Here is a 23915-nt window from a genome sequence, read left to right as displayed (position 1 = left end):
ATTTAGGTTTCAGATTACATCCTGAAAGTTCTTCGATTAAAGCGTATGAAAAAATTATATTTGAACTTCTCTTTGATTCGGATCCCATGCGAATGATTTCACGTTCACTGGAATACGCGAGTATGATCCAATTTTACGGATGGAAATCGCTTCACAAGGTGTCTTTTATTAAACGAATTGTTTTAAAAAAATCGGAAATTGCATAGGCTTAAAAGTAATGAGTTACGAACACATATATCAAATTTTGGCCCTTCCGTCATTTCGTATTATAATTGGAAGAATTAATACGAAATAGGGAAATGCCGTATATTCCGAATTAGGTTATCTAAAAGTACTCCAATATTATAATACGTTTGTGTTTTCTGCAAAAGCCATAGTTTTCTTACTCCTCACATTAAATCAGAAATTTATATTCTTTTATGAAATAAATAGTGGACACAAGTCAAATAACGTTCAAAGGTTTTAAGGAAGATGGATTCACATTTAAGAATATAGAGAATCGTTTATCAATTTCGTATTGTTATAAATGTAGAATCCGTTAAAAAACATATAGGAACGGATATGATTTTTGACGACTATGACTTTAGCAAACGGGCGCGAATCATTGCTGGCCTTATCAAAGATATTGAAGATCGGAAGGCAGAATTTGCAACTCTATCTAGCGAAAAAAAAGAGGATTTAATAGAAGACATTTCCGAACTTTTGAACAGGAAAATAAACTTCAAAATCGGTGATAAAGTAAGGCTTATCGAGTCTTTACGAGGGGGATATGAATATCCAAGGGAAGGCGAATACGGAATTATCCAAGAAATCTATCGTAAACCAAAGAAAAATTCTGCGGGTCCTTTTGGCGGAATGCCTATTGAAACCGATTCGGGCGTGATTCTTGTCTTATCAAGTATAGGAACGCCTTTAGAATTTCCAGTCGACTTGAGGCGATTTGAAATCGCGAATCGAATAAATAATTATTCTGTATTGGAAACAATACGAAAAACAATGCGTTTGCGATTTTTTAAAAAAACCGGCTAAGCTATATTTTGAGCATTTCTTCCAAGCGGACTGAAATAGGATCGAAATTGATTAAAGCCTGTTTGGAAGAATTAAATTCATCTTAAAATTAGAAAAAATCATTAAAATCAGATCGATTCTTTTCCCGATACATCGCGGGAGCACGTAGAATTTGGAAAAATTCAAAATAAGGAATCGATTCCATGTCTACAAATGAAGCTGTCGAAAACGAAATTCCCGAAAGTCTGATTGAAAGTAAAGAAGAGATAAACCTTTCAGAAGACGAAACCCCTTCGGAAAATGTTTCTGCAATTCTTCCGCCGGAAATTCATCCCATATCCGAGGAACTTGAACGAACTGAAATAAAACAAGCCGATAAGGCAGAAGACGAGGACGTGATTCTTGCAAATTTGGTCCTTGAATTGAGTGAGACAGATCGGCAAAACCTCTTTGACAGTCTTTACTCTTCGGTAGTCAATCAGCAATCCCGAGACACCGTTCTCCATATACTTTTTTGGAAAGGATTTCGGTTACTGAACGCATCCGGTTTGATTTCAGGAACGCCTGAGAGCGAAACGGAATTCGCCGAGAAAGTTGGTAAGTTATCGTCTCAGGACAGACAAGTTCTCTACGATAGCGTTTGTTCCTCAATTGAAAATCAAAGAGGAAGAGATACCGTGCTTCACGTCCTATTCTGGAAGGCTTGTAAGCTCATCAGGGAAGCTGGGATCGAATAAATAGATTAAACCTCTCTGCCAAAAGAGAGGTTTGCCTAATGAAACGAGAATCTCCTCTTTCTGAGTATAGAGTTTTGCGGGAACTCACCTACGCCTGGCTCTACTATTTTATATCCTTACAGTATGCTTTTTTAGGAGATCCAAAAAAAGGAATTCATTTCGAAATTCAAAAATCCCTTTGGTCCGATGCGATGGGGATTCTTCGAAAGAAATTTTTTGGGGAACTCCTAGTCCGTCCTACCTTTTATCCAAGAACGATCAATGTAACGCCTGATCCTTCAAAAGATTATTCCAAACTGCCCCGCCAAACAGGAAGAATCATTTTCCCGGAAGGTGTCATATCTCGGGACGAGTTAGAAGAAGCCGATCAAGGAATCTTTGATTTTTTAGCTCAAGACTGGAATCGAATTTATTTAGAAGAAAGAAACAAAGCTACAGTTCTCGGATACATCGCACAGTATATGATCGGAGAGGGTGAAGACCCGGACGAACTTAAAGAAATGACAATCCCTGAATTTTCAGAGCGAGCTATCATCTACAACCTACCGGAACTTGCTGACATCGATGTTCTCATGGAGGAAACAGGATTAACCAGAGAACAAACCTACTCCCTAATCTATGGACAAGCAAAAGGGGCGGAATGGCTCGCAGTATATGACAAGAACGGAGAAAGATCGGGAAAGTCATACGAATTAATCACAAAAATGTACAGACGCCAAATTGCGGAGGCTCTTGCAAGAAACGCGACTGAAGAAGAAATCAGGTCTCTCATGATCTCTCCCGATGATACTGAAATAAAGGAAGCATTGGGATTATTCGAAGATGGAATATCGGACTTAACACGAGCTCGCCGGGAAAAGAAATACGAAAAGCTTCTAACCGATCACCTTAATCGGGACATGACTCGATTTGCATATACGGAAGCTTCAATCAATTTTAATAACGGAAAACTCCTTTTGCTTTCTAATGAAAAACAAAGCGTCCAGTATGTTCAATTTGGTGGTGGTTCGTATTAGTGACCGACTTGAATCCAAATCCGATCGTTTGCGATAAGTGTAAGGAGTTCCTCGGACAGATCGCACGGGTGTTTCCATCCTTGGAAAACCTCCAAGATGAAAAATACATGAAGTCCTTAGACCTCAAGTATTTGGGAGGGGATAAGTTCTCCGGCGATCCGATCACGTCTATTGCAGTTTGGCCTGGAAAAAGTAATGCTCTTCTTCACTTAAATGAGTATCAATTCTGCTGTCCGATGCACCCGAATTGTTCCCATGAATACGAATACGTGAGCGTTGAAGGCATTGATGGAATAGATTTAAGTGAAATTGAGGAAATCTTCAGACAGGGAAAAATCAGGGACGCAAAGGAAAGAATCAGGATCGACGACCGATACGCGGAAAACGTAGAAGCCAATGAGGAAAGAATCCGACTTGAAAGAAAATTTGGTCCGATATGGAAAGCCGATCTATATTCAATCGGGATCTGGGAGGAACCGACGTGTTGCTACGAACCTGAATCTGATTTGTGGCTCGCTGAATATATCGATTGGAAACTTACAAACACACTTTAACTGGAAACGTACGAAAATACATTCCTTGGAATCGCGATACGAATCGCGGAGGTTACGGCTTTATCACCGGGAATGACGGAATAGAATATTTCTTTAACGCAAAGTATTCTTTTCTCCCCGAAACGGAAATCAAGGAAGGAAAAGAAGTTAAATTCTCACTTCGCAAAGGATTCGACAAAAAGCGTGGAGAGTTCGTTTTGCAAGCAACGAAAGTTTCCAAACCGTGAGGAAATCCGGCCAAGGTGGAGTAACACCTTTTTCAATCACAACCAAACCCAATATTCTTACTCCCTTAACGAATGAAGATCTCTTAGAGAGAAGAGGGGAGTCTGCTCTTTGGTACAGACTTTCACCTTGCCCCTGTCCGGCGGAAGAAAGAATTCCGAATTGCAAGTTTTGTTTAGAGGGACTCGTTCGCACATTCCAGGAAGACCTACTAATACAGGAGGAAACGGCTTGGAAAATAGTCGGTAATAAAGTTTTCACTCGCTTTGCCCCAATTACGAAAATTGAAAGTGCAGTTCTATTTTCGAGAGAAACTCAAAAACCGCTCACGGTCAAACGAATACACGAAGAATTCTTTGAAGTCGAGGAGAATCTAAAATATTGGAATTCAGTTTTATTAAAATACAAAGTCTCTCTCGTTGAAGAATTGTATGTGGAAGCAGAGGGAAAAAACGAATACGTTCTTTTCCCAAAAATTCCTTTCGGCGCGATCATTGGAGTCGCTCAAGTTTTTAAAATTCCGGATTCCGAAAAAGAAGAACCCATTTCAGTAGAATTTAGCGGATTTACTCTTAACTCCGTAATTTTTCCGAGAAGAGTCAATGGAAAACACAGACTCAAAGTTTTATTATACAATCCGGTAAAGATCGGATACAAAACGTATCGAGTAGATCCGGATTCGAGGAAAATTTTTGACCGTAGTCAGATCACCTTCCAGGAAGGGGAGCTTATGGGAGTTCTTGGAGGTGGTTACAATATGGGAGAAGGTGATATTATCACACTTCTTATTTCAACACTCAGGCATTCCGAATTTATTTCCTATCAAAACAAAGTTTTTGATGTCGTTTCCTATTCTCCAATCGCCTCCGTTGATCGAATTATCTCTAAAGGAAAGAATGGTTTCGTAACTTACAAAGAGGGGGAAGACTTTTTAATCTTTGGGGACTCAAAAATCCAGTGGTTGTCCGATAAACCAAAAAACGGCTACACTATTATTTACGATTATCATCCAACATTTCGAGTCACAGGCTTTATCGAAGGCGGTAGCGGAGAGGATCGGGACAAACCCAAACTTTTCAAAATGAAGCCTCTCGCAAACTTCAACGGAAGACAGTGAATGAAAATAAGCGATGAAAAAAGGAAGTAATATGGAATCTATTTCGAATATCTTTAGTTGGTTGTCTTCTTCGTTTAGAACGAACCCTTTGACAAAAAAAATAAACGAGTTTCTTTTCTATTTTGAAAGAACGGACCGTTACAAAATTCTTTCATATCGTGCGTCCGTCCTGATTCAGATTATAAAACTCCATCTTGTCCTTTTTAAGTATTTGTTAGGTATGCTTTCCTTGGCTTGGTTCACTTGGAAAAACAAAGTTAAATTTAGAACGGAGCCTGTCGGGCAAATTATTGTATTACACTACAATTCAGAAACTCACAAACCCGAAGACTTCGTATCCAAACTGGAAAGAAACGTAGCAATTCCATTTAAAACCTTACACGGATACATTCCAGTCATTCTGATTTTACCTTTCGGAGCAACGATTCAAGCCGGAAGCTGGGACGGTTTTGTAAAATCACTCGACAGGGACCAAAGAAGAGAAAATCAAGAGGCCCTTTATAAATACCGAGAGGATTATAAAATGTAAAAAAACGTTACGAAGAGGAACTTTTCAAAATGGAGATTCTGACCTCAGAGGATATCACACCTGAAATCGCAGAAACGATCTTAGACAAGATTCATCTGTCGATGACGAAAGCAAATCCTCATTGGCAAGAATGGGTGATGGGAGAGGAGGAACCCTGGTATGAAGGTGAAATAAACTCACTTTCCAGAAAAGGACTAATAACGGTTCTTCGCTCTTCCGAAAAAGAACTCTCTCGTGATGCAATGATTGCTCTTTCAAAAGAGTTTAAGTCCCTTGGAGTTACATTTCTTTCTTCTTACTTAAAAAACCGCGCAGAAATTGTCGAAGTATCCGATCCTTCGGGTCCTGAAGAGAAGGAAGTCGATGAAACTCAAAAATCAAGTCTCGAATTACGAACTTCTAACATTTTAAAATCAGAACCCACCCCGTCACAAATCAAAGCAGGGAACTATAAAAAAACTCACGTAAGGATTCAAGGGATCGAGATATCAATTGAGAACCGGAAAGGTTCCTACAGGTCCGGGGTTGATGAAAATGGAAAGCCTTGGAGAAACCAAATCAAGTTTGATTACGGTTATATCAAAAGAACACAAGGGGCGGACGGGGATCATGTAGACGTATTCATCGGCCCGGACCCGGATTCACAAATTGTATTTGTCGTGAATCAAAAAAACAAGGATGGGTCTTTCGACGAACATAAAGTAATGCTTGGTTTTCACGACGAAAAGTCTGCAAAACAAGGGTATCTTGTAAATTATAAAACGAGCTGGTATGGATTTGGTTCGATCGTCGCTTTAACCCTACCTCAATTTAAGGAGTGGCTTTCAACAAAGGCTACGAAAAAGGAATTAAAAAGTCCGAAGCTTGAATTCTTAAAATCAAAACTTGCAGGGATGCAAAAGCCGAGGGAAGAATTTTCAACACTATCCCAAAAAGCAAATCAGTTACGAACAGTTTTAGTCGGCGGTTCCTTTTTGGAAGAAAAGGGTCTTCATTTTATCCAAAAATCGGGAAATGCGGCCGAGTTAATAAAGAAGCGAATTGTAGTTCATGGAAAACACGGAAACTATGTTTCGACGAGGCGTGTAAGACCGGAAGGAATTTCGGATAATGAATTCAGTTTAAAACAAGAATCGGCGGCAAGATTTAGACCAAAAAAATACTCCGATCGCCCAATTTACAAACTCACGCCCGATGACAGAGATCATGGAAAATTAATCGATCATATAAAGAAAACACTCCTGAGTCAAGGTCTGGATTCGAGGGCTAAAGAATTTGTTGACCTTGCCTATATTTCAGACACCCACCAAGATATTTTAGACATCGCTTCGGATTTCGTGGATCTTCGAGGGGAGTTAAAGGAATCAAAGTTATCCGAAGACGAACAAGGCTTGTTCAAAACAATGCTTCTTTCGGTTCAAGAACCGCTTGAAAAGTTAATATTCATTTTAAAAGGAAGGGGCCGTCCTCCGGCACAGTTAGGAACTAAGGCGGTTTGGAAAGATGGTATCACCCGCGAAAAAACTTCTAATGGTTGGAAGCCTGTAAAAAAAGAAAAGCAAGAGAAAGAAGAGGTCACAACTAAGAAAAGGCGAATCAGGATAACAAATCCTTCTAAAGATAGAGGTTCGGCGCAAAACGGATCACTACCAACAAAACTTCCATTCAACCAAATCCGCACGATTGAACAATACACTGCGAAAAAAGATTTCGATCGAAATCAAATCAATTCTTTAAAACAGAAAATCAAAGACGGCGGTTATGATCCTGGATTTCCCATTATCGTCGATATACAAGACGGGAAATGGACGGTAGTAGCAGGTCATCATAGATACGAAGCCGTAAAAGAACTGATTGAAGAGGGACAGCTTTCTTCCAATTTTGAAATACCGGTTGTTCCTAAAGAGTTTGCATCCAGTAACGATCGTCTTGCTTCACAACTCTCCGAGAATCAAAGAAGAAGCGTATTGCCGACCGATGAAGCCAAAGCCTACGGGAAGATGGTAGAGGACGGCTGGGATGCGAAGAAAATTTCTGAAAAATTAGGAATCACGATCGGAGAAGTAAACAAAAGATTGGCACTGAATAATCTTTCTCCGGATCTTTTTGCACTCGTTCACAAAAAAGACAGATCTCTTCCGTTGGGAGTCGCAGAAGTCATCGGACTTTTTGCAAAGGATGTAAACGACAAGCCGAACGCAACGATGCAAATCAGGGCATACAAATGGTTTGTAGAAAACCGTTCAAAGTATCCAGGTCGAGGACCGTCTGTCGTTCAAAACTACATAAAAGAATTACAATCCGGTCAGTTTGATAATTTTGATTTCGATTCCGTAGCTACGGATATTCAAAGGGAAGCTCTTCGAACTGTCTCTATGGAAACAGCGGCGACAAACCGTAAGATGTTGGAAGTGATGATGGATTCTTTATCCAAAACCTATCAGCGTGTCCTAGGTGACAACGTGACTTCCTTATCTCCTCAAACAATCAAAGAGTTTGCGGCGTCTATCGCTGTTTCGGCGGACAAGGGGGTCGGTTCTTCTTCCGTAATCGGAAGACTGAACGTAATTATTCAAGATTTATCCATCATTAAAGATTCTCTTCAATTAAAACTGAAAGAGATCGAGGACGACTCAAGTATGCCGATGATGTTTGCAAAATCGTTTCTTTTGGATATGGACGAGGCAATTTCTAAGGCAATTCAAATCAAAGAAGCCTACTCTAAAGAGGTGTTGAAATAAAATATGGAAGGTAATTTTGAAAAATCAAGAACCGTTTAGACATCATCCGGAAGTGCTCCAATTTCGAGCATTGATAACAGAAGGTCTATTTTTTCATGCGCTGTCACAGCGATCCTTTGATGAGATCATGACCGCAATTGACAAGGTGTATGTCGATCGGGATAGTCTAGTACGCTTTTTACAAAAGCGAGAATTGGTCGGTGATTTTGAAAGAGAAATCCAATTCGGGGATCTGGATTAAGAATTGGGCTTTAGATCATATTTTGTATCTCTTAATCCCAAAAACGCATATATAAACGAGAAGAGCCAAAATCGCGAAGACCACCCAACCGGAAACGGTTCCAATTACAGTATAAATCAAGATCAGAAATATCAGGTCTGTTTCCAAACTTTCTTACCTTGGGAACCAATTGAAGATTTGGAGTAAATAAACAATACAAATACAAACCCAATGAAACCGGCGTTTAGAACCAAAACAGATCCATTGCCGGTTCCTCTTTCAAAAGAAAGAGCAAAGAATGGGAATCCGTTAAACCAGTGCGACCAATGATTTCGAATCACAAGCCGCCAACCTTCGTTATCAATCAAAGTCTTTGAAGAAAATCGCGAAGCCTTAATTCGCCAAAAAAAGAGGTCTATTCGATTTCGGATTCTAGATTTCATTTTCTTTAGCCTGTGAGTTGACTTTCCAGAGCCTTAGCTTTTGACAGAAGGTCGGCAACGATATTCGATACGATCTCCACAACTTTTGGAATATCTGATTCAACACTGAATTTTCCATACGCGTATTGAGTGAGTTGGTGAAAGATCAATTCCTTGTTACTTTCCGGAAAGTTTTTCGCCATTTCATTTGATTTTACAAGCAATGCCTTAATCAAAATATTTGCTTCGTTTGCCGCTTCGCTTGGCTCTTTCCCTTTGTTTATACCTAAGCCAGTGAGTTGGCTCAATTGTTGAAAAATAAGTTGTTGGTTCATACTGCTTCCTCCGCAACATCCAGACATTTTTTAATTTACCATTTTCCGACAGGACATGATTCCCGTTTTAACTTCGTTTTCAGCCTAACAAAACAATGACATACTGAGCATCGTTCTCCAAAAAATTCTTTTAACAATAAGGGACACGTAAGACAGGTTCCCATTCTTTTTTCTGAAAAATCAGCATTTTTCTTCTCAACCATAATTGACTAACTCCAGAATCTTCCGTGAACGGTATATTGAGATACCAAGGTCCAAGTAAAGAATTCATATTTATAAATTTTATAACGAGTAAACCAATTCGAAATATGACAAGTGTTGCAAGTATTGATACAGCATGTACTCGTACAGCACGGTTTAAAAACGCTTCCACCAACCCAACATAGCCCTATTGCATTGCTTTGAGAATATCCTGCCGGACACTTAGGACAATCAAACCAGGGTCCAAGATTGTAACAGCTATTGTTCCCACCGCATTGACCGCAATCGGTAACGTTTCCACCTTGATCGATATGTGCATCTACTACGTGCCAAACGTCGCCGATCGAATAGGAACCTTTTGGAAAAACATCGTAACGATCCTGTCCTAAATTCCCCACCCAGTGACCACCAGCTCCAGAAACGGGAGAAGATGGGCCACTGGGTGGGGTTATGCGAAAGGGAGCCAGGTACCTCCTCCATCCTTACTCCAATAGGCAAAGTTTCCTTGCGTCCTGACTTGAAACTTTGCGTTGTCAAATCCAGGTGAGGAAGTAGTCCTTAAAAAATCTTTCGATTCTAAATGTTGAAATAGCCAATTGATTGCATCGGCAAGGGAGGTTCGGTCTCCAATGCCGGGATCTAACTGAACTTCCACTCCAATTAAACCGGGATCATAGACCGGTAAAATCCGGTTGAGGTTTGTAATGGGTTCTCCGATGCTATTTTTCTTAAAAGATAAAAGTCCGATTCTTCCCGTGGTCGGAGTCGGAAGTCCTTGAGTATTTACCCACTGTTCAAAGAGACTAGTTCGGTATGTTTTACGAGTCGGTCTTACTTGTGGTTGAAATCTTTGAGTCGTTGTATTCCAAAGAGGAACAGCCGAAGAATCGGTAAGAGCTTCTTCGAGTTCGATTTCATAAATTCCTTCTAAAGAACCGGAATTAGGGGTTAAGGTTACGGGCGGAAAGATATAGACTGCGTGGGGTCGAATGTAAAGACCGCTTCCAACCTGAATCGTTTGATTATCAAGTGTAGAAACTGAAAAACCAATCGCGGTATCTGAATTTCTTCCGATAGTCGCAAGTATCGCACTTAAAACGGCTGGAATTGCAGAATGTTCTGATTCGGCCCCCGAAAGTCGATTGAAATCGTTTGCCGTAACTTTTTGAAGTAAACTCTGATAATATACTTTTACTTCGTTATCCGTTAAAGGAATTTTTAATTCGTTAGCCATCTGTTTCCCCTGCAAACGCGGCAACGCCCGCCGCAAGAATTCGATTGAGTTCGGTGAGTTGTAAGTCGGATAACTTGCTTATATCATTGGTGAGAACGTACGTCGCGCCCCTGTCCGGCGTGACAATTGATGAAACGGCTTTGGTATCGGGTCCGGGAAGAATGAGGCCGAGATCGCTTGCGGATACATCGGTTGCAAAACCTAACTCATCTGGGCGAAGAATTGAAAAATCCGGTTTGGGAAATATCTCTGCAATTTTTGGAATTGTAGGTTCATTTGAAAGAACGTAACCGATGATATATCCGACAAATTCGGAATCATCCATTCCCGCAGGTCGTGGAATTCCAAGTAACGCAGACCACTTTTCTAAAAAGTGTTGTTCGGCTCCTGAAAGAACGGCGCTCTTGACTGCAAGATCTTGAAACCTAAGATGCCACTCTACTGAATTGTAAATTGCTCCGACATTGATATCGTTTATATTCGAAACGGGACTTAGTTCAGGTCTGGAAGGATCTCCGAACAATTCTTTAAAGATTGGATCGGTTTCATTAAATTGAGGGAGTCCATCCAGTAATTTGTTTTCATGTGGCATACTAAGACGGCTCCACACGAGTCACGGTCCCTGAAGTGATTCCTCCGGAAGATCCTCCGGTTCTTGGAAGATCAATGGAAGGAACGGAAATATCACTTGGAGTGGGAAGTGGGAAAGGAACTGGATCGGATGCGAGTTTCCCATAAAACTCGATTATGCTTACTTTGTAAAAGTCCGGATGCGCTTTTAGAATTGTTCCTTCTACTTGTTTTAGTAAAACATCAAATCCTACGGGTAAGGTGTTTAAGTAAAGGGTGAGTTGATTCTTCGCTATATCTAAGGCTTGTTCGTTCGAAAGTTGGGATCCGTTTTGAATTTGAAGATCGAATTTAACTGTAATTCCGAGAACTGGAATTCTAAATACTGCAACAAAGGTACCTGCGGCCGCAAATCCAGGAAAGTTTTCAGGATCGTTTAAATCTCCTTCAATGGTCTTTTGAACAAGATTAAGAAGGCTCTCTGGAGGATTTGATGTACCATCTGAGATATACAGATTGATCCAACCGATTTCAAAAGCACCGGAATACGGATTCACGTTAGTCGTTAATTGAATTCCTGCAACACCTGGGATAGAAGTTGCGGCGGTATAGATCCCAAGAGGAGTAGAGCGACCTAGAGAAACGATAAAGTTACGAAAACGACGAAGCCTATTTTCTTCGCTTTCAATGTTTGTTCCACCTGCGAAATCACTCGGATTCCAGATCCTTGTATTCGGTGGAACTTGAACATTTAAAGTACCAAGACCTTCTTGGGTATCAATGGAAAGCCTCGTTATGTTATAATCTTTTCCGGGGTTCTTTGCTCTGATTTCGATTTCAACGGAAGTTTCACCAACGGGAAGCGTAACGGGTGCGATTGACTCATAAAGAAGACCAAAGAGATCGAGTGTAAAGACTGGGATCGTTACGGGAGTTGTGTGACCCGAATGTTCGATTCGAAGAACTCCGATTGATTTTAGGCCGGGTAACCTCGTAAAACCAAAGGCGTTATAGACCCCTTCTCTGATTGAGTATTCAAATCCGTTAAGAGTTCTTAAATCTCCCTCTGCAAGAACGGAAGCAATCGTCGCTATCCAGGTTGAGATCCTGGATCCGGGACTAAAGTTTGAAAGTCTAGAACCGCTAGCAAGTAAGCTATTTTGTTGAGCTGTCTTGTATTCGAGTGCCGTTTTTGGAATGTAAGGAGCGGGAGAACCCATTCCTGAAAACGTAACTCGAATTCAAAAATCGGAAATCCGATAGGCTGAAAGATTCTATTATCTCAATCGATGGGAGTGATAGATTCGATTTCTGGCTTTGGCGGGAGCGTTGTAGACGGTGCGAAATCAGCGTTTAATTCAGTTACAGGAGGATCATTTTCCGGAAGTTTAGCTCCAACTTACCAACCGCAGAACGTATTCTCTCTTTCCTTCTATGAAAAGAAAAACAACGGTTCCTACAATCTGGCCGGTGCAAACGTTGATTCGAATGAATACTTTTTTGTAAATGGTCCGCTCCAATACACAGAGAATTTTAAATACCGCGTCGGAATTGAAAAAACTTTTGGTGGAGTTGTGGTTGTTGATTATGGACCCGATAATCATGAAATAAAATTAGAAGGTGAATTCCATATCTACCATTTAGGTTTACCTGCAAAGCCGAAGTCTGCAATTCCGGGTGATACAGGCGCAGGTTTTATCCAATCCGCGTTCTCGGCCGCAAAGAGCATTGTTTCAAATTCTGTAAGTAGCTACTATGATAAAATCAGAAGTAGTTATCTAAGTTTTGGAGGAGGGGAATTTAGGTCGGGACTCCAAGAATTCCAGGATTTTATGTTTATCCTTCACTATTCGAGAAGTCTTGATCCGGTCCAATATACCTCTAACGATCCTCAAGGATCTAAGATTGCAAAACTTTTCAGAGAAAGACGTCTCACTTGGAAGAGTCACGCAATGGTTTTTCGGGACTATGACAGAAACCGAACCGTAGAGGTAGTCATTCCGTCCAGTGGTTTTGCGATAACTCGTTCCGTATCTGACACGAATACTTACAAATATTCTTTGAATCTGGTTGTTGTACGCGAACTTGATTCTTCCATAACGAGCCAACTCATACGAAGTAACTTTAATCCGTTTCGAACCATTTCAGGACTCATGAATGAATTAGAAAATATCATAAATCTTCCCTTGCAGTTATCAGGTGCGCTTCTTGGAGTCGCGAGAGGGGTTCAAGTATTTGCTAGTTCTACTAAGAGACTTCTTTCCTCCTGGGATCGAATGAAGGACCAATTCAATGCTCAAGGGAAATTAGCGAGAAAAACTTTTGAGAGTGCTAAAGCTGATCTTGGAATCAAATCAAAGAAACGGGGATTTAATGCGGAAGAAATCTCGCAGAGAATTGACGATGCTTATCGAAAATCGAGATCGAACGAGGCAGATTTTAGACAAAATTTAGAAAAAGCCTCCTCGGATTGTAGTGCCTTAATTTTACTTATTGCTCAATTTACGATTCCGGTTCAAACGGGGGGATCGTATGAATCTATGTCTCTCCTACCGAACGCCGATTTGAGTGCTTGGATTGATAACGACGTTTACCAGTTTGCTTTGACTGCAAATCAGATTCTTTTAGAAACTCAAAGCGCAATTAACGAAGCGGCTGTTGATAATGAATATTCCATTCATTATGTGTCGTCTGGGGATACCTGGGAGTCGATTGCAGAAAAAAAATTAGGGGATGTGAATTTAGGACAAGCACTAGCGCTGTATAACGGACAACATGAGACTACCATTCTTGCAAGACGCGCAATTAAAATCCCTTACGGAACTAAAACAAATGTTTTTACGGTTTTGCCGGACAATCCAACTCCAAAGGATTTAGAAATCGGTCTTTTAGGCTGTGATATAAAACTCACTGAAAACCGAGGGATTGCGATTTCGCCAACTGGCGATTTGGAAATTGTGGAGGGTGATGAGGCTCTCGTAAATGAAAAGCTGGATCATATTGATATAGTGATCGGATCGATTCCGGGAAGTCCGGATATTGGGAATCCGATTGCTTGGGGAGAAACCCCGGATGAGATTTACAGTAAGGGATATATTAAGGAATTATTACGACAATTCAAGTCCGATCCAAGAGTAAATGACGCTCGTTTTCTTGGAGTGATTCAAGACGGGGATAAGATTCTATTTCGCTTTTATTTGGAATCGATTTCAGGCGGGAGTAATATCATTTCGATATGAGAGGGTCATTTTCGAACGATCCTTTTGATTGGCAGGAAAAACCGCAGTCCCCGGATGCGAGATTGACTCCTGTGATGATCGCGACCGTTACTGAAGTTCTTCCCCGTTTCCGCGCAAATGTTCTGACAACTTTTGGGGAACCATTTCAAAAGGTCAGGTATTTTGGACCTTTTTTAAAACAAGGAGGCGATGCTCACGGTCGAGCGTTTGGTCTTAAAAAAGATCAACTTGTATTACTTGAGTTTATAGGAGGTTCTTTTCGCGCTCCTCTCATTACTCAAGTTTTTCCATTTTCAACAAAGGATTCCGATTTATCAAACATTCAAGACTTCTGGAATAAATTTTCTTTTATCGACCCGGAGACCGACATCATTGATTTTCACGAGTCAGGCTACGCGGTTCGTCAAACGACGAATAAAATTGAGGTATATAACGAATCGCAAGAAGTCGTTTTGAAACTTGATTTTACAGTCAAAAAAGCAACCCTCACGTTTGAAAATGTTGAGATAAATTCTAAAGTTCAAATAAACGGCGATACGAAAATCGTAGGGAAAACGACCTTCGAGGGAGATTTGGACATCACCGGAAAAATTGAAGCAACAGAAAAAATCATATCCGATGTCGATGTAATCGCGGCGGGAACTTCTTTAAAAGAACACGACCATCTTTATAACCCAGGACCATTGCCCCCCACAAAGACAAGTCCTCCGATATGACCTAATCCTTTAAAATTTGCTTTGTGCCGAATCCGCAATCCGATTCTGACAAAGTAGAAAAAAAAAGAGAGCGAATAGACATTGGACTTCCACCAAAGTCGTTTGCGATCGAGGTCCATTTACCAGGATCGTCCAGTAATATTTTCTTTCCGGTAGAATACGTAACAACGATCAAATCTCATCGTTCCATTTCCGCGCAAAGAGGAGGAATCTCTCTAACAATTCCGTACCAAGAAAGTTACTTCGTACAACGTAATACTGAAACTCCGCTTCCTTTGTCTCAAATTAAAGAAGGAGAATTTTTAAGATTCAGAGATATATTTCCGGTCCGAAGTATCGTTTTTATTTATTATGATAATGGATCAGGCAATTCAAAGGAAAGTAGCTTTAACAAATTAAATGTCGGAAAGGTAAAATCTACGTCCAGAGAATATTCAGCAGAGGGAAAAAGTTTTGTAAGCGTGACCATTTCACCAATTGAAACCCTTCTTTCGGATACCGATTTTTTTATCGATTATCAAAGAACGGAAGGAGTGCCACCTACACGAACCCAAGAATCTTACGCAGGCGTCATCACAAAAGCTACGAAAGTATTTTTGCAGGGACAGCTATCCGATTTAATTAAAAATTTTTGGGATGAATTTTTTTGTTCACTTATGAACGTTTCAAGATACGCAGATCATCCAGTACTTTCACCGACTTCACAAAACGATCCAGATTCTATTTTAACGATCCTTCTTCCCAAAAAAGCATACACGGAATTTTTCACTTACGAATCACAAGTATTGTCTAGCTTTTCGATCGGCTCTTATGTTAATTTTTGGGAGATTCTAAGATCGTATGTTTCTGAACCCCTCTATGAATTGTTCGTGGATCCACTTCAATCGTTTCAAATCGACGGATTATTTGGGAAAGGAGTTTCATTAGGAGAGATTGGATCGAATGTGATCGAGGAATACGAGGTAGGAAGAAAGGAGGCAAAGGTCGTTTTTCGGCCAACTCCGTTTTACATGTTCGGAAAGGATGGAAAATACAGGGATTTAAAAACCTCAAATATCGACGCTTGTTATTATTTTGCCTTTGATGACCTCAAGAATTACCGTATCGAGGATTCGGAAGATTCTGTAATTGCCGGAGTTCACGTAATTCAAAGCACATTTCAACAATTTGGCACCGTCCTCTCCGAACCGAAATACGAAGACAAACTCCGTTCTATTTTTGGCCCTAAATTACTTCACGTAAAAATGGCGGGACTCGTTTTTAAAGAAGAAAATCTAAACGAAAAAAACAAAGAAAACTACAAAAGCGAACTCGCAAAAATTCGAGATAGGCTCTTTAGTATTTTCTGCGATATAGAAGAATTAAAAATTGCCAGTGGCTCATTTGATCTACCCTTTATCCCTTTACGTCCGGGAATACCATATCGAATCGAAATGGACTCTTCTAAAAAATATCCGATGCCGGATGACGAGATCAGTGAGTTTGGATATATCACAGACGTAATCGATGAATTCTCTCCCGGTCAAGCGAAAGCAAATACAACCATTTCTTTTAAATGGAGTCCTACGTCTTCAAGAGCCTATACAGATTAAAGAAAAATCGGTCCGTTTCGAATTCTCTGTCTTTAAAAAACAAACTCCGATAGACGCTTTTGTTTTATTTTTTCGGGCAGAATGTCTTCTATCCGTGAAGTCGTAAAATCCACTTTACTAATTCTAAAATCGAATGAAAAGCCGGTAGGCTGGCCTTCAACTCATGCTGACGGCTCTGTTTGGCGAAAGGTAAAACCTTCCGGTGAGAAGGGAGCTTGGGCTATGATTAAAGCTCCCTCGAGATCTCGCGCATCCAAACTAATTGCAGATACGGTAAAAAACACCGAATTTAATTCAAAATCTTCGAATAAAGATAAGGAATCCCCTCTAACTGAAGAAAAGAAATTCAACCGAAGTTCTGAAAGTAAACAAAAACGCGAAAAACAACTAAGTCCATCAGAGCCGAGTCTTTTCGATATTGCGCCTAAGACAGTAAAAAAATTCGCAAATCAAAATTACAAACCCAGCTACTTCCCTGTATCGATTCGAAGTTTAGAGGATTTCATTTTACAGGTAAAAAATTCCCTCATAGATGCGGGACTTAATAACCGTGCAATTGAGTTCGAGGAATTTGCTAATAGGGAAGGGAATAATCTAAATAGCCTCTTAAACATTTCCTACAAGTTTGTTAGCATCACTTCGGAAAACGTAAATAAAATTATTCGTTCTCTGATTACAGCAAAAGTCCATGAGTCAAAACGATCTCTCTCCGAGGCCATGCTTGGAAATGATAATGCCGCAGGGAAACATGACGTAGAGACAACTTCAAATTCAATTCTAACCGCGAACACTTTGTCCGGAGTGGTAAGCCATTTACAAGATTCGAATTTAACGATAGAGGAAAGTCGATTTGTAGAGCGCCTAAAAGAATCGGTAGATAAAAAACAAATCGCCCCATCCATATCGGTAAAAATCAATGACGCACTTTCCAAACTGGTTCAAAAAGAACCGTCCATCGTTTTAAAAATTATTCGTAACTATATTTCAGAATCCTTACTCAAATATAACGAAAAAAACAATCCTAAACCGATCGAAGATGATACTCCGATTAAACGAGCGGTAGTTTCTGCAAAATTTAGAAACCTTGCCGATGCTATGGAAGAATCGATTCGTAACAAAGAAAGTCCTCCTATATCAAAACAAAACCCAACCTATCGCAGAGCAAGAATCGCGGATTCAATGTATGAAGATGCAAAGAAGATGCGGGACATTCAATCTGCTCTACGAGGAATAGCAGAGGAAGTGGACTTAGGGGCATTCCCTGAAAATCTCAAAAGAATAAAAAGTAAAAAAGACATTGAAGAAATTCTCAATGTTTCTAGGTCCCTAAACAATAACAGAACCCAGCAACACTCACAAGATCAAAAAACCCTGACTGAAAAAATATCAATATGGTTTCGAAAACTTGATTCTCGGTTCATTTCAGAGAAATCATCGGATCGTATTTCGGTTTCAGGTAGTAATAAAATATACGGTCATAACCTTACTTGGGCTTATGAAAACGGACTGATTACAAAGTCAGAATTGGAAGGAGCAAGTAAGCTCCAAAAAACGATTCCTTCCCGTGAAGCAGAATTTATCGATACTTCAAATCTTGATGAGGCTGAATCTTTGAAACGCCTCATGGATAAGTTTAATAAAATCGAGCAGTGTTTATACGCGCGTCCAGCTAAACCTGATACTAAAAAACCAGTAATCATAGAAGGAAAGCCTTATGAATTATATTTCAGAGGAAATCCCTATCCAAACTACAACGAAAGGACTTTGGCAGTTTTACGACTTGGACTTAGCACATTTGAACAAGTCCATGAAGCTGGTCAGTATCTTCGCACACTCATTGCAAAAAGCAAGAGCGCCGGACTCGATCCGAAAAAAGTAGAAATTCGAAATCTGGAACGAGATTTGATTGGGAATAAAATTCCAGGGTTTTTCCCAACTCCAAAACCCTTGGCTCAAAGACTTATCCTGGAAGCGGATATAAAACCTGGAATGGACGTTCTCGAACCTTCCGCCGGAAAAGGGGATTTAGCCGAAACGATTTCGGAAGAAACAGGGATTCATCCGGATACAATCGAACCAGTGTATTCATTAAAAAACATATTGCAAGCCAAAGGATATACGGTAGTCGCAGATGATTTTTTAGATTTTGTTGATAAGAGGTATGACCGAATTCTTATGAATCCTCCTTTTGAGAATGGCAACGATATCCGCCATGTCAGGCACGCATATTCACTTCTAAAACCCGGTGGTAAACTAGTTGCGATCATGTCTGAAGGTTCATTCTTTCGCCAGGATCATAGATCGCAGGAATTTCGTAAATGGCTTACAGAAAAAGGAGGAGTTTCCGAAAAGTTACCCGAGGGATCTTTTAAAGGTAAAGATTCTTTCAGACAAACCGGAGTTTCTACGAGATTAGTCACTCTAACAAAACAGTCAGACGATATTCGTTATGAAAAAAAGATGGAAGAGGGAATTTCACGTAACTTACTATTAGCGACATTGTGAAAAAGGTTAAGAAATGAAGTGATATGACCAGAAATAAAAATCCCCTTCTCCGATTCACACAGGCATAATAATTTATTTCAATGCCAACTTTCCTTGGTCCATTTACTTTTGACGATTTTCCGGAGGATAACCGATTGAAAAAGTTGAACGTAGCAGAAGCTGAAATCGATTTTTCAAACGCGGCCGGCACAATTAACTTAGGAGATATTTTACAGGTTAATTCCATCGTTGTTCAAGTATTTGTAAGAGTTTTAATCCCTTTTAACGGCTCACCAAACTTAACTGTAGGAGATACAATTCTTGCAGACAAGTGGCTCGATCCTGGGGGCACGGATTTAACCGTTCCAGGAATATTTTTAGGACTTGCATTTGATACAATTACTGCACTTACGCAGGCCCGAGTCTATTGGAATCCCAACGGTTCTTCTGTGGGAAAATTGAGAGTCTATCTTTTAGTCTCGGATCCATAAGTTATGATAATTAAAAGATTTCGTTCGGGATATTCAGAAAATACAAACTTGACAATATTAGAAAAATGAAAAATCTATACCACCTGAATAGGTGCAAAATTGAATTCAGATAAAGAAATCAAAAAGCTTTTTTATATGGGGTTCCCGATGTACGGTTGGCAAGAGAACGGAGAATGGTTTGTGACGGGATTTTTTCGATATATTCCTATCCTTTTTCCCGTAAGCGAGGAAGGTTGGCTTTTTATTGAATATAAGTGTTGCTACTTACGGGTTCTTTATAAATTTTTGCGTGGTGATTTCGTAAAAAATAAGTAATCAATGTCTCGATGTACATATCTTACAATTGCATGTTTGAGAAGTAAAATGTCTAACGCCGACAACGGCATTATTTATTCTGTCCGCTCTTTGAAAAATTATATTAAAAAGAGTGTCTTCAGAATTTTCTAGATATCTTCTTAATGAATAAGAACATAAATCAGCAATTTGAATCATGCTAGTAAGTTTAGAATCAACAAAGAGCGGAGTTTCAATAATCTTTGTTATATTGCCCCAAAATGTACCATGATTATGAAAATGACGCATCAAATCCGTATGTCTTTTTTCTACAGTATCATTATTATCATGAATTAATAAACCATAGCTTTCAGGTACTTGTGCAGATCTATCCATGATTTCTAAATATTTATGAAATCGATTTACAATTTGCTCAAGAGCATGCTCATCTAAAGGCCTTGCAGAAATAGTCGGGTTGAAATGAAGTTTATCAATACATTCAGCGAATAGTCTGGCGTAGCTCCAATTTGCAATTGTATGTGCTAATTCAGTAATAAAGTTAAGACGTTCCGAATGTGTGAGGTGGATATATGGGGTGGTTTCTCTATAATTTTTTTTTGTTTGCTTTAATCTTTTAGAATTACCTAATCTTTGAAGTCTGTGTATTTCCGATATTCGGAGTTTTTCCACTTCTTGCCTACGACTTATATAATTCAAAGATTCAAAATTCGGAATATTCTGTTGTTCAATATACGATCTTAAAATCCAACCGGTATGAATTTCGGACCCTTCAAGATTAAATTTTCGTTTAATTATATCGATTTGTCGTTCACTATTGCTCCAATATTTTACAGGTATTGATATTCCTGCCAAAACGTAATGACTAGTATTTCCAGGAATACTTGGAGTTCCGGATTCATCCAGATAGCAAAGATACATAAATTTTATGAGGACGGCGACTGGCGATGGGGCTGAAAGCCCCTCGTTGAGACGCTAGGCGACTCATTCCAGACGCATTTGGAAGGCTACATTAAATAGACTAATTACACAAGCGATTTTCTTTATTAATTTTTCACTTTTTTTCATTATAATAATCGGTTTTTTATAATAAAAACATTATTCATCTTTTGCTTGTTCTGAGCGTTCTACATTAAAAATTTGCAAGATTCTTTAATCAAACATTTGATATTCTAATCTAAGATAATTTCAAAGATAGAGTCAGTAATCGAATCTACCCACTTCCGATTTTTAATTTTCAAATACAAGGGTCTCTATGTCAGAGACTCAATTTCTTCATCCATTCCAAATAATGAAAGCCACTCCGGAGGATCGGACTGGCGCAATCAAGATTCTTGTCAAAGCGTCTTCGGAACGAGAAGACAGACAAGGGGAAGTCATCCTTAAATCTGCTTACGCGGATCCTTCGATGCGTTCGGAGTTTACTTCCCAAGGATACTTCGACTTTAACCATCTAACCGATCATATCGATAAAGAGATTCGAGATCTAAAAAACGAGGGGAAGCTAACCGGATCTCTCCTCGTCGATTTACAAAAATCAAAAGCGGAAGCGATCATCGGCGCCCCTGAACAAATCGGGTTAAAAGAAGATTTTCCGACTCACTACGGAATCAAAGACGACGGACTATATATCCTAGGGAGACTTTTTCCAGGAAACAAATTCGCAGAGGAAATTCGAAAAGGGTTACAAGCCGGGTTCCAAGGTTGGGGAGCTTCCGTTTCCGGATTCGCCCGACCACAAGACTATCAAGGAAAGACGATTCGCAAAATTCTTCTTCGTAAATGCGCGATCGCTCCACTCCAAGAAGTAATCAATCCAGATACCTCGGTTCAATTGATAAAGGGTGCGATTTTTCTTCGAGATATCGAGAAGAGTATTTTAGACGGATCTGACGAATTAGAACGCCTCTTACGAATCGAACGTAAACTCAACTTCTTAACAAAACTCTTTCAATCGGATCCCGAAGCGCAAGACCGCTTTGTCGAACTCATCATCTCCGATATTTCAGATCGTGTTAGAAATCAGGGAATGGAACTTCGGTCCGCCCTGATTCGCTCGGTTCTCCAGACAGAATACAGCATCGAAGGCGAGGATTTAGAAAATCTCACCGACGCGATATTCCTAAAACTGAGTGGAGAATAATCGATGATACAAGATGCGATCAATCGTCTGAAGGAGCGTGTAAAATCAAAACCCGTAAAAAAATCAGACGGACCAACCGGAGAAGACGCTCCTGATTTACAAACCTTAGCCTCGCAGGTAACGACGTTACTTGATTCGGGAAGTGTGGTCCCTGAAACGGATAAAGTAAAGGAGTGGGCGATTGCTCAAGGGATTTCGGAAGGAGAAGCTGCCTCCTTTGCAGACGATGTGATCGATGCGTATTTTGACGACAATGACGGAAACGAAATTGCAAAGTCCGAACTCACGGAATCCGAAAAGAAGAGCAAAGAAGGAGAAGCAGAGAAAGAAGAAAAGGACAAGAAAAAGAAAAAAAGCGAAGAAGAATCCGAGAAAGAAAAAGAGGTCGAGAAAGCTCGCCTTGAATTTATCTCAGAAATTCAAAACACCTTAGAAGTTTTAAAAAGCGGACAAGAAACATTAGCGGCCGCAATCGAGCATCTCTTAGATACTGCGGAAGATAATTCACAGCTTTCTAAAGAAGTTCAAACTCTAAAATCCGAAATCGGTGCGCTTGCAAATCGTCCAGCGAACGAGAAAACCCCAGTCACTTCTAAAATTCAAAAAACAAACGATCCCATAAAGGGAGGGGGGTTAGTCACGGGTAAGGACCGAGATCATATCGGAAATCTTATCATCAAAGGAATCGAAGCAGGTCATTGCCAGTTAGAAGATATCGCGTACTTCGAGTCTACCTGGAAACTTTCCGACCGAGCTCAAGCATTCATAAACGAATACAAAGAGGTTCAAAAATAAATGACCGGTCCTCACACGCTCGATCAATTGATCGAAATTAAAAAAGCGTTCGAAGCAAACACGGCGTTAAACGGCGCAACTCCTTTTGTGGATATCAACTCCTCGGGTGCTGTTTTGTCTATGCAGTCACTTGACAAAGTGTTTGTCGCAACCGTTTCGACTGACAAAGATTTTAAGTTTTTAAAAGAAGTTCCGAGAAGAACCACAAACCAGGTGATCGTGGAATACAACCGAAATCGTTCTCACGGTGGAGGATGGTATAATTCTTCCTATATCGGACAGTCCGATGAACCTTCTTTTAGAGATCCTCAACTCGATCGTTTGTATAACGAGATCAACTACATTGCGGAAGGATATTCTTTTAACAAAGTTGTCGATACCGTAAACAACTCACAAGATCCCGAACTTACACAATCCAATGCCGCACTTAGGCGCGGTATGGAAAACCAAATGAGAAAAATTTGGTTTGGAAAAAAGGATTTAAACAAACTCGAACAAGACGGATTTGAAACGCAAGTTAAATCATTAGGTAAGAATTTCTATACCGATTGTCGCGGCGCGTTACCCGCAGTCGATGAAATGAAATACTATAGTTCTCAAGTGAGAACCAAACAGTTCGGTCAGGTGAACTATGCAAAAATGCACCCGGCGACAAAAGCACTCTACGACCAAAATTATGACAGAGTAGGCGGAGCTATTGTAATTCAAAATAACAATCAGTCCCCTGGAAATACTTCTCTCAGCAATATCGTTCACGGCGTCGCGGATTCAAACGCCAAAGACAACATTATCCTTTTTGACGACGATATCTGGCTCGATCGCCATGAATGGGGAGTCCCGATGAAACACGACCAAGTTGGGACTTGGGTGGAAGGGGCAACAAGCGATACAGATGCACCCGCGACTCCTTCGTTTTCTATCGCGTCCTTACCGTCTGTTCCAGGTTCACTTTTTACCGGATCGTATGTAGGAACCTACAAATACAGGATCTCTGCCGGAGACTTTAGACATTGGTCCAAAGCGTGTAACGAACAAAGTATTGCGATTCCAAACGGAGGAGCCGCAGTGTTTTTCTTTACCTCTCTCATGTAACGGATGAGAGAAGAATTCGGTCCCGTTTCACGAAAGATCACATATCTGGTTTCAGGAACTCCACCAGTTCCCGGAGTGATCGTAAGTTCTGCGGCTCCTCCGTTTGGAATCGCAATACTTTGTTCGTTACACGCTTTGGACCAATGTCTAAAGTCTCCGGCAG

At 40.2% G+C, this 23915-nt stretch carries 22 protein-coding genes and 1 pseudogene; 17 read left to right on the top strand and 6 right to left on the bottom strand.

Annotated elements, in window-relative coordinates; translation table 11 throughout:
- Nucleotides 1–561: 561 nt before the first annotated feature.
- The 9 genes from CH376_RS12465 (at nt 562) to CH376_RS12425 (ending at nt 8168) form a co-directional block, all read left to right on the top strand.
- On the top strand, nt 562–1029 hold the full coding sequence (locus CH376_RS12465) for a hypothetical protein (protein WP_100787462.1): 468 nt from the start codon (nt 562–564) through the stop codon (nt 1027–1029).
- A gap of 182 nt (nt 1030–1211) precedes the next feature.
- Nucleotides 1212–1745, top strand: a complete 534-nt coding sequence (locus CH376_RS12460) for a hypothetical protein (RefSeq protein WP_243394838.1) — start codon at nt 1212–1214, stop codon at nt 1743–1745.
- A gap of 38 nt (nt 1746–1783) precedes the next feature.
- Nucleotides 1784–2761 (top strand): hypothetical protein, encoded by a 978-nt coding sequence (locus tag CH376_RS12455; protein ID WP_100787463.1) that lies wholly within the window; start codon nt 1784–1786, stop codon nt 2759–2761.
- Nucleotides 2761–3315: a hypothetical protein gene (locus tag CH376_RS12450; RefSeq protein WP_100787464.1), complete on the top strand. Its 555-nt coding sequence runs from the start codon at nt 2761–2763 to the stop codon at nt 3313–3315. The genes CH376_RS12455 and CH376_RS12450 overlap by 1 nt, the downstream gene beginning before the upstream one ends.
- The gene (locus CH376_RS24605; RefSeq protein ID WP_100787465.1) at nt 3291–3542 is read left to right on the top strand and encodes a cold-shock protein; all 252 of its coding nucleotides are present in this window, start codon (nt 3291–3293) and stop codon (nt 3540–3542) included. Before CH376_RS12450 ends, CH376_RS24605 begins: the two co-directional genes overlap by 25 nt.
- Complete coding sequence (locus CH376_RS12440) at nt 3539–4657, top strand: hypothetical protein (protein ID WP_100787466.1); 1119 nt, start codon at nt 3539–3541, stop codon at nt 4655–4657. The genes CH376_RS24605 and CH376_RS12440 overlap by 4 nt, the downstream gene beginning before the upstream one ends.
- Before the next feature lie 31 nt (nt 4658–4688).
- Nucleotides 4689–5186, top strand: a complete 498-nt coding sequence (locus CH376_RS12435; protein WP_243394840.1) for a hypothetical protein — start codon at nt 4689–4691, stop codon at nt 5184–5186.
- 29 nt (nt 5187–5215) lie between these two features.
- The gene (locus CH376_RS12430) at nt 5216–7927 is read left to right on the top strand and encodes a ParB N-terminal domain-containing protein (protein WP_100787468.1); all 2712 of its coding nucleotides are present in this window, start codon (nt 5216–5218) and stop codon (nt 7925–7927) included.
- A 16-nt stretch (nt 7928–7943) separates the two neighbouring features.
- The gene (locus tag CH376_RS12425; protein ID WP_100787469.1) at nt 7944–8168 is read left to right on the top strand and encodes a hypothetical protein; all 225 of its coding nucleotides are present in this window, start codon (nt 7944–7946) and stop codon (nt 8166–8168) included.
- 427 nt (nt 8169–8595) lie between these two features.
- Here CH376_RS12425 and CH376_RS12415 read toward each other — a convergent pair whose 3' ends face one another.
- The 5 genes from CH376_RS12415 to CH376_RS12395 form a co-directional block, all read right to left on the bottom strand.
- Nucleotides 8596–8904, bottom strand: a complete 309-nt coding sequence (locus tag CH376_RS12415) for a hypothetical protein (RefSeq protein ID WP_100787471.1) — start codon at nt 8902–8904, stop codon at nt 8596–8598.
- A gap of 35 nt (nt 8905–8939) precedes the next feature.
- Complete coding sequence (locus tag CH376_RS24600; protein WP_338063576.1) at nt 8940–9107, bottom strand: DUF6171 family protein; 168 nt, start codon at nt 9105–9107, stop codon at nt 8940–8942.
- Nucleotides 9108–9553: 446 nt separating this feature from the next.
- Nucleotides 9554–10339 (bottom strand): hypothetical protein, encoded by a 786-nt coding sequence (locus tag CH376_RS12405; protein ID WP_100787473.1) that lies wholly within the window; start codon nt 10337–10339, stop codon nt 9554–9556.
- Nucleotides 10332–10931, bottom strand: a complete 600-nt coding sequence (locus CH376_RS12400) for a hypothetical protein (protein WP_100787474.1) — start codon at nt 10929–10931, stop codon at nt 10332–10334. The genes CH376_RS12405 and CH376_RS12400 overlap by 8 nt, the downstream gene beginning before the upstream one ends.
- A gap of 1 nt (nt 10932) precedes the next feature.
- Complete coding sequence (locus CH376_RS12395; protein WP_100787475.1) at nt 10933–12129, bottom strand: baseplate J/gp47 family protein; 1197 nt, start codon at nt 12127–12129, stop codon at nt 10933–10935.
- A 69-nt stretch (nt 12130–12198) separates the two neighbouring features.
- Between CH376_RS12395 and CH376_RS12390 the strand changes: the two genes are divergently transcribed.
- The 5 genes from CH376_RS12390 (at nt 12199) to CH376_RS12370 (ending at nt 19431) form a co-directional block, all read left to right on the top strand.
- Nucleotides 12199–14148: a hypothetical protein gene (locus tag CH376_RS12390; RefSeq protein ID WP_100787476.1), complete on the top strand. Its 1950-nt coding sequence runs from the start codon at nt 12199–12201 to the stop codon at nt 14146–14148.
- Nucleotides 14145–14864 (top strand): baseplate assembly protein, encoded by a 720-nt coding sequence (locus CH376_RS12385; RefSeq protein WP_100787477.1) that lies wholly within the window; start codon nt 14145–14147, stop codon nt 14862–14864. The genes CH376_RS12390 and CH376_RS12385 overlap by 4 nt, the downstream gene beginning before the upstream one ends.
- Before the next feature lie 23 nt (nt 14865–14887).
- A complete protein-coding gene (locus CH376_RS12380) occupies nt 14888–16456 on the top strand; it encodes a hypothetical protein (RefSeq protein ID WP_100787478.1) in 1569 nt (522 codons plus the stop codon).
- 81 nt (nt 16457–16537) lie between these two features.
- Entirely contained in the window at nt 16538–18961 is a 2424-nt protein-coding gene (locus CH376_RS12375; protein WP_100787479.1) for a methyltransferase, read from the top strand.
- A 134-nt stretch (nt 18962–19095) separates the two neighbouring features.
- Nucleotides 19096–19431, top strand: coding sequence for a hypothetical protein (locus CH376_RS12370; protein WP_243394841.1), 336 nt, complete (start codon nt 19096–19098; stop codon nt 19429–19431).
- 315 nt (nt 19432–19746) lie between these two features.
- Here the strand turns inward: CH376_RS12370 and CH376_RS12360 are convergent, their stop codons facing one another.
- On the bottom strand, nt 19747–20643 hold the full coding sequence (locus CH376_RS12360; protein ID WP_100787482.1) for a DUF3800 domain-containing protein: 897 nt from the start codon (nt 20641–20643) through the stop codon (nt 19747–19749).
- Nucleotides 20644–20977: 334 nt separating this feature from the next.
- Here CH376_RS12360 and CH376_RS12355 point away from each other — a divergent pair, with 334 nt between their 5' ends.
- The 3 genes and pseudogenes from CH376_RS12355 to CH376_RS12345 form a co-directional block, all read left to right on the top strand.
- Complete coding sequence (locus tag CH376_RS12355) at nt 20978–21865, top strand: hypothetical protein (RefSeq protein ID WP_100787483.1); 888 nt, start codon at nt 20978–20980, stop codon at nt 21863–21865.
- A gap of 3 nt (nt 21866–21868) precedes the next feature.
- Nucleotides 21869–22660 (top strand): hypothetical protein, encoded by a 792-nt coding sequence (locus CH376_RS12350; protein ID WP_100787484.1) that lies wholly within the window; start codon nt 21869–21871, stop codon nt 22658–22660.
- A pseudogene (locus CH376_RS12345) lies at nt 22661–23740 on the top strand (capsid protein); the annotation flags it as partial. It lies immediately after the preceding gene.
- Nucleotides 23741–23915: the final 175 nt, after the last annotated feature.

The sequence above is a fragment of the Leptospira adleri genome (genome assembly GCF_002811985.1).
Taxonomy (GTDB): domain Bacteria; phylum Spirochaetota; class Leptospiria; order Leptospirales; family Leptospiraceae; genus Leptospira; species Leptospira adleri.
Note: the sequence above shows the minus strand (reverse complement) of the source record. Positions and strands in the feature narration are given on the sequence as shown.

Bases quoted from the DNA above. Each gene is read 5' to 3' on its own strand.
- CH376_RS12415 (WP_100787471.1), bottom strand. From the start codon at position 8,904: ATGAACCAACAACTTATTTTTCAACAATTGAGCCAACTCACTGGCTTA.
- CH376_RS12430 (WP_100787468.1), top strand. From the start codon at position 5,216: ATGGAGATTCTGACCTCAGAGGATATCACACCTGAAATCGCAGAAACG.
- CH376_RS12465 (WP_100787462.1), top strand. From the start codon at position 562: ATGATTTTTGACGACTATGACTTTAGCAAACGGGCGCGAATCATTGCT.
- CH376_RS24600 (WP_338063576.1), bottom strand. From the start codon at position 9,107: ATGGTTGAGAAGAAAAATGCTGATTTTTCAGAAAAAAGAATGGGAACC.
- CH376_RS12460 (WP_243394838.1), top strand. From the start codon at position 1,212: ATGTCTACAAATGAAGCTGTCGAAAACGAAATTCCCGAAAGTCTGATT.
- CH376_RS12385 (WP_100787477.1), top strand. From the start codon at position 14,145: ATGAGAGGGTCATTTTCGAACGATCCTTTTGATTGGCAGGAAAAACCG.
- CH376_RS12390 (WP_100787476.1), top strand. From the start codon at position 12,199: ATGGGAGTGATAGATTCGATTTCTGGCTTTGGCGGGAGCGTTGTAGAC.
- CH376_RS12375 (WP_100787479.1), top strand. From the start codon at position 16,538: ATGTCTTCTATCCGTGAAGTCGTAAAATCCACTTTACTAATTCTAAAA.
- CH376_RS12360 (WP_100787482.1), bottom strand. From the start codon at position 20,643: ATGTATCTTTGCTATCTGGATGAATCCGGAACTCCAAGTATTCCTGGA.
- CH376_RS12350 (WP_100787484.1), top strand. From the start codon at position 21,869: ATGATACAAGATGCGATCAATCGTCTGAAGGAGCGTGTAAAATCAAAA.
- CH376_RS12355 (WP_100787483.1), top strand. From the start codon at position 20,978: ATGTCAGAGACTCAATTTCTTCATCCATTCCAAATAATGAAAGCCACT.
- CH376_RS12405 (WP_100787473.1), bottom strand. From the start codon at position 10,339: ATGGCTAACGAATTAAAAATTCCTTTAACGGATAACGAAGTAAAAGTA.
- CH376_RS12395 (WP_100787475.1), bottom strand. From the start codon at position 12,129: ATGGGTTCTCCCGCTCCTTACATTCCAAAAACGGCACTCGAATACAAG.
- CH376_RS12400 (WP_100787474.1), bottom strand. From the start codon at position 10,931: ATGCCACATGAAAACAAATTACTGGATGGACTCCCTCAATTTAATGAA.
- CH376_RS12435 (WP_243394840.1), top strand. From the start codon at position 4,689: ATGGAATCTATTTCGAATATCTTTAGTTGGTTGTCTTCTTCGTTTAGA.
- CH376_RS12455 (WP_100787463.1), top strand. From the start codon at position 1,784: ATGAAACGAGAATCTCCTCTTTCTGAGTATAGAGTTTTGCGGGAACTC.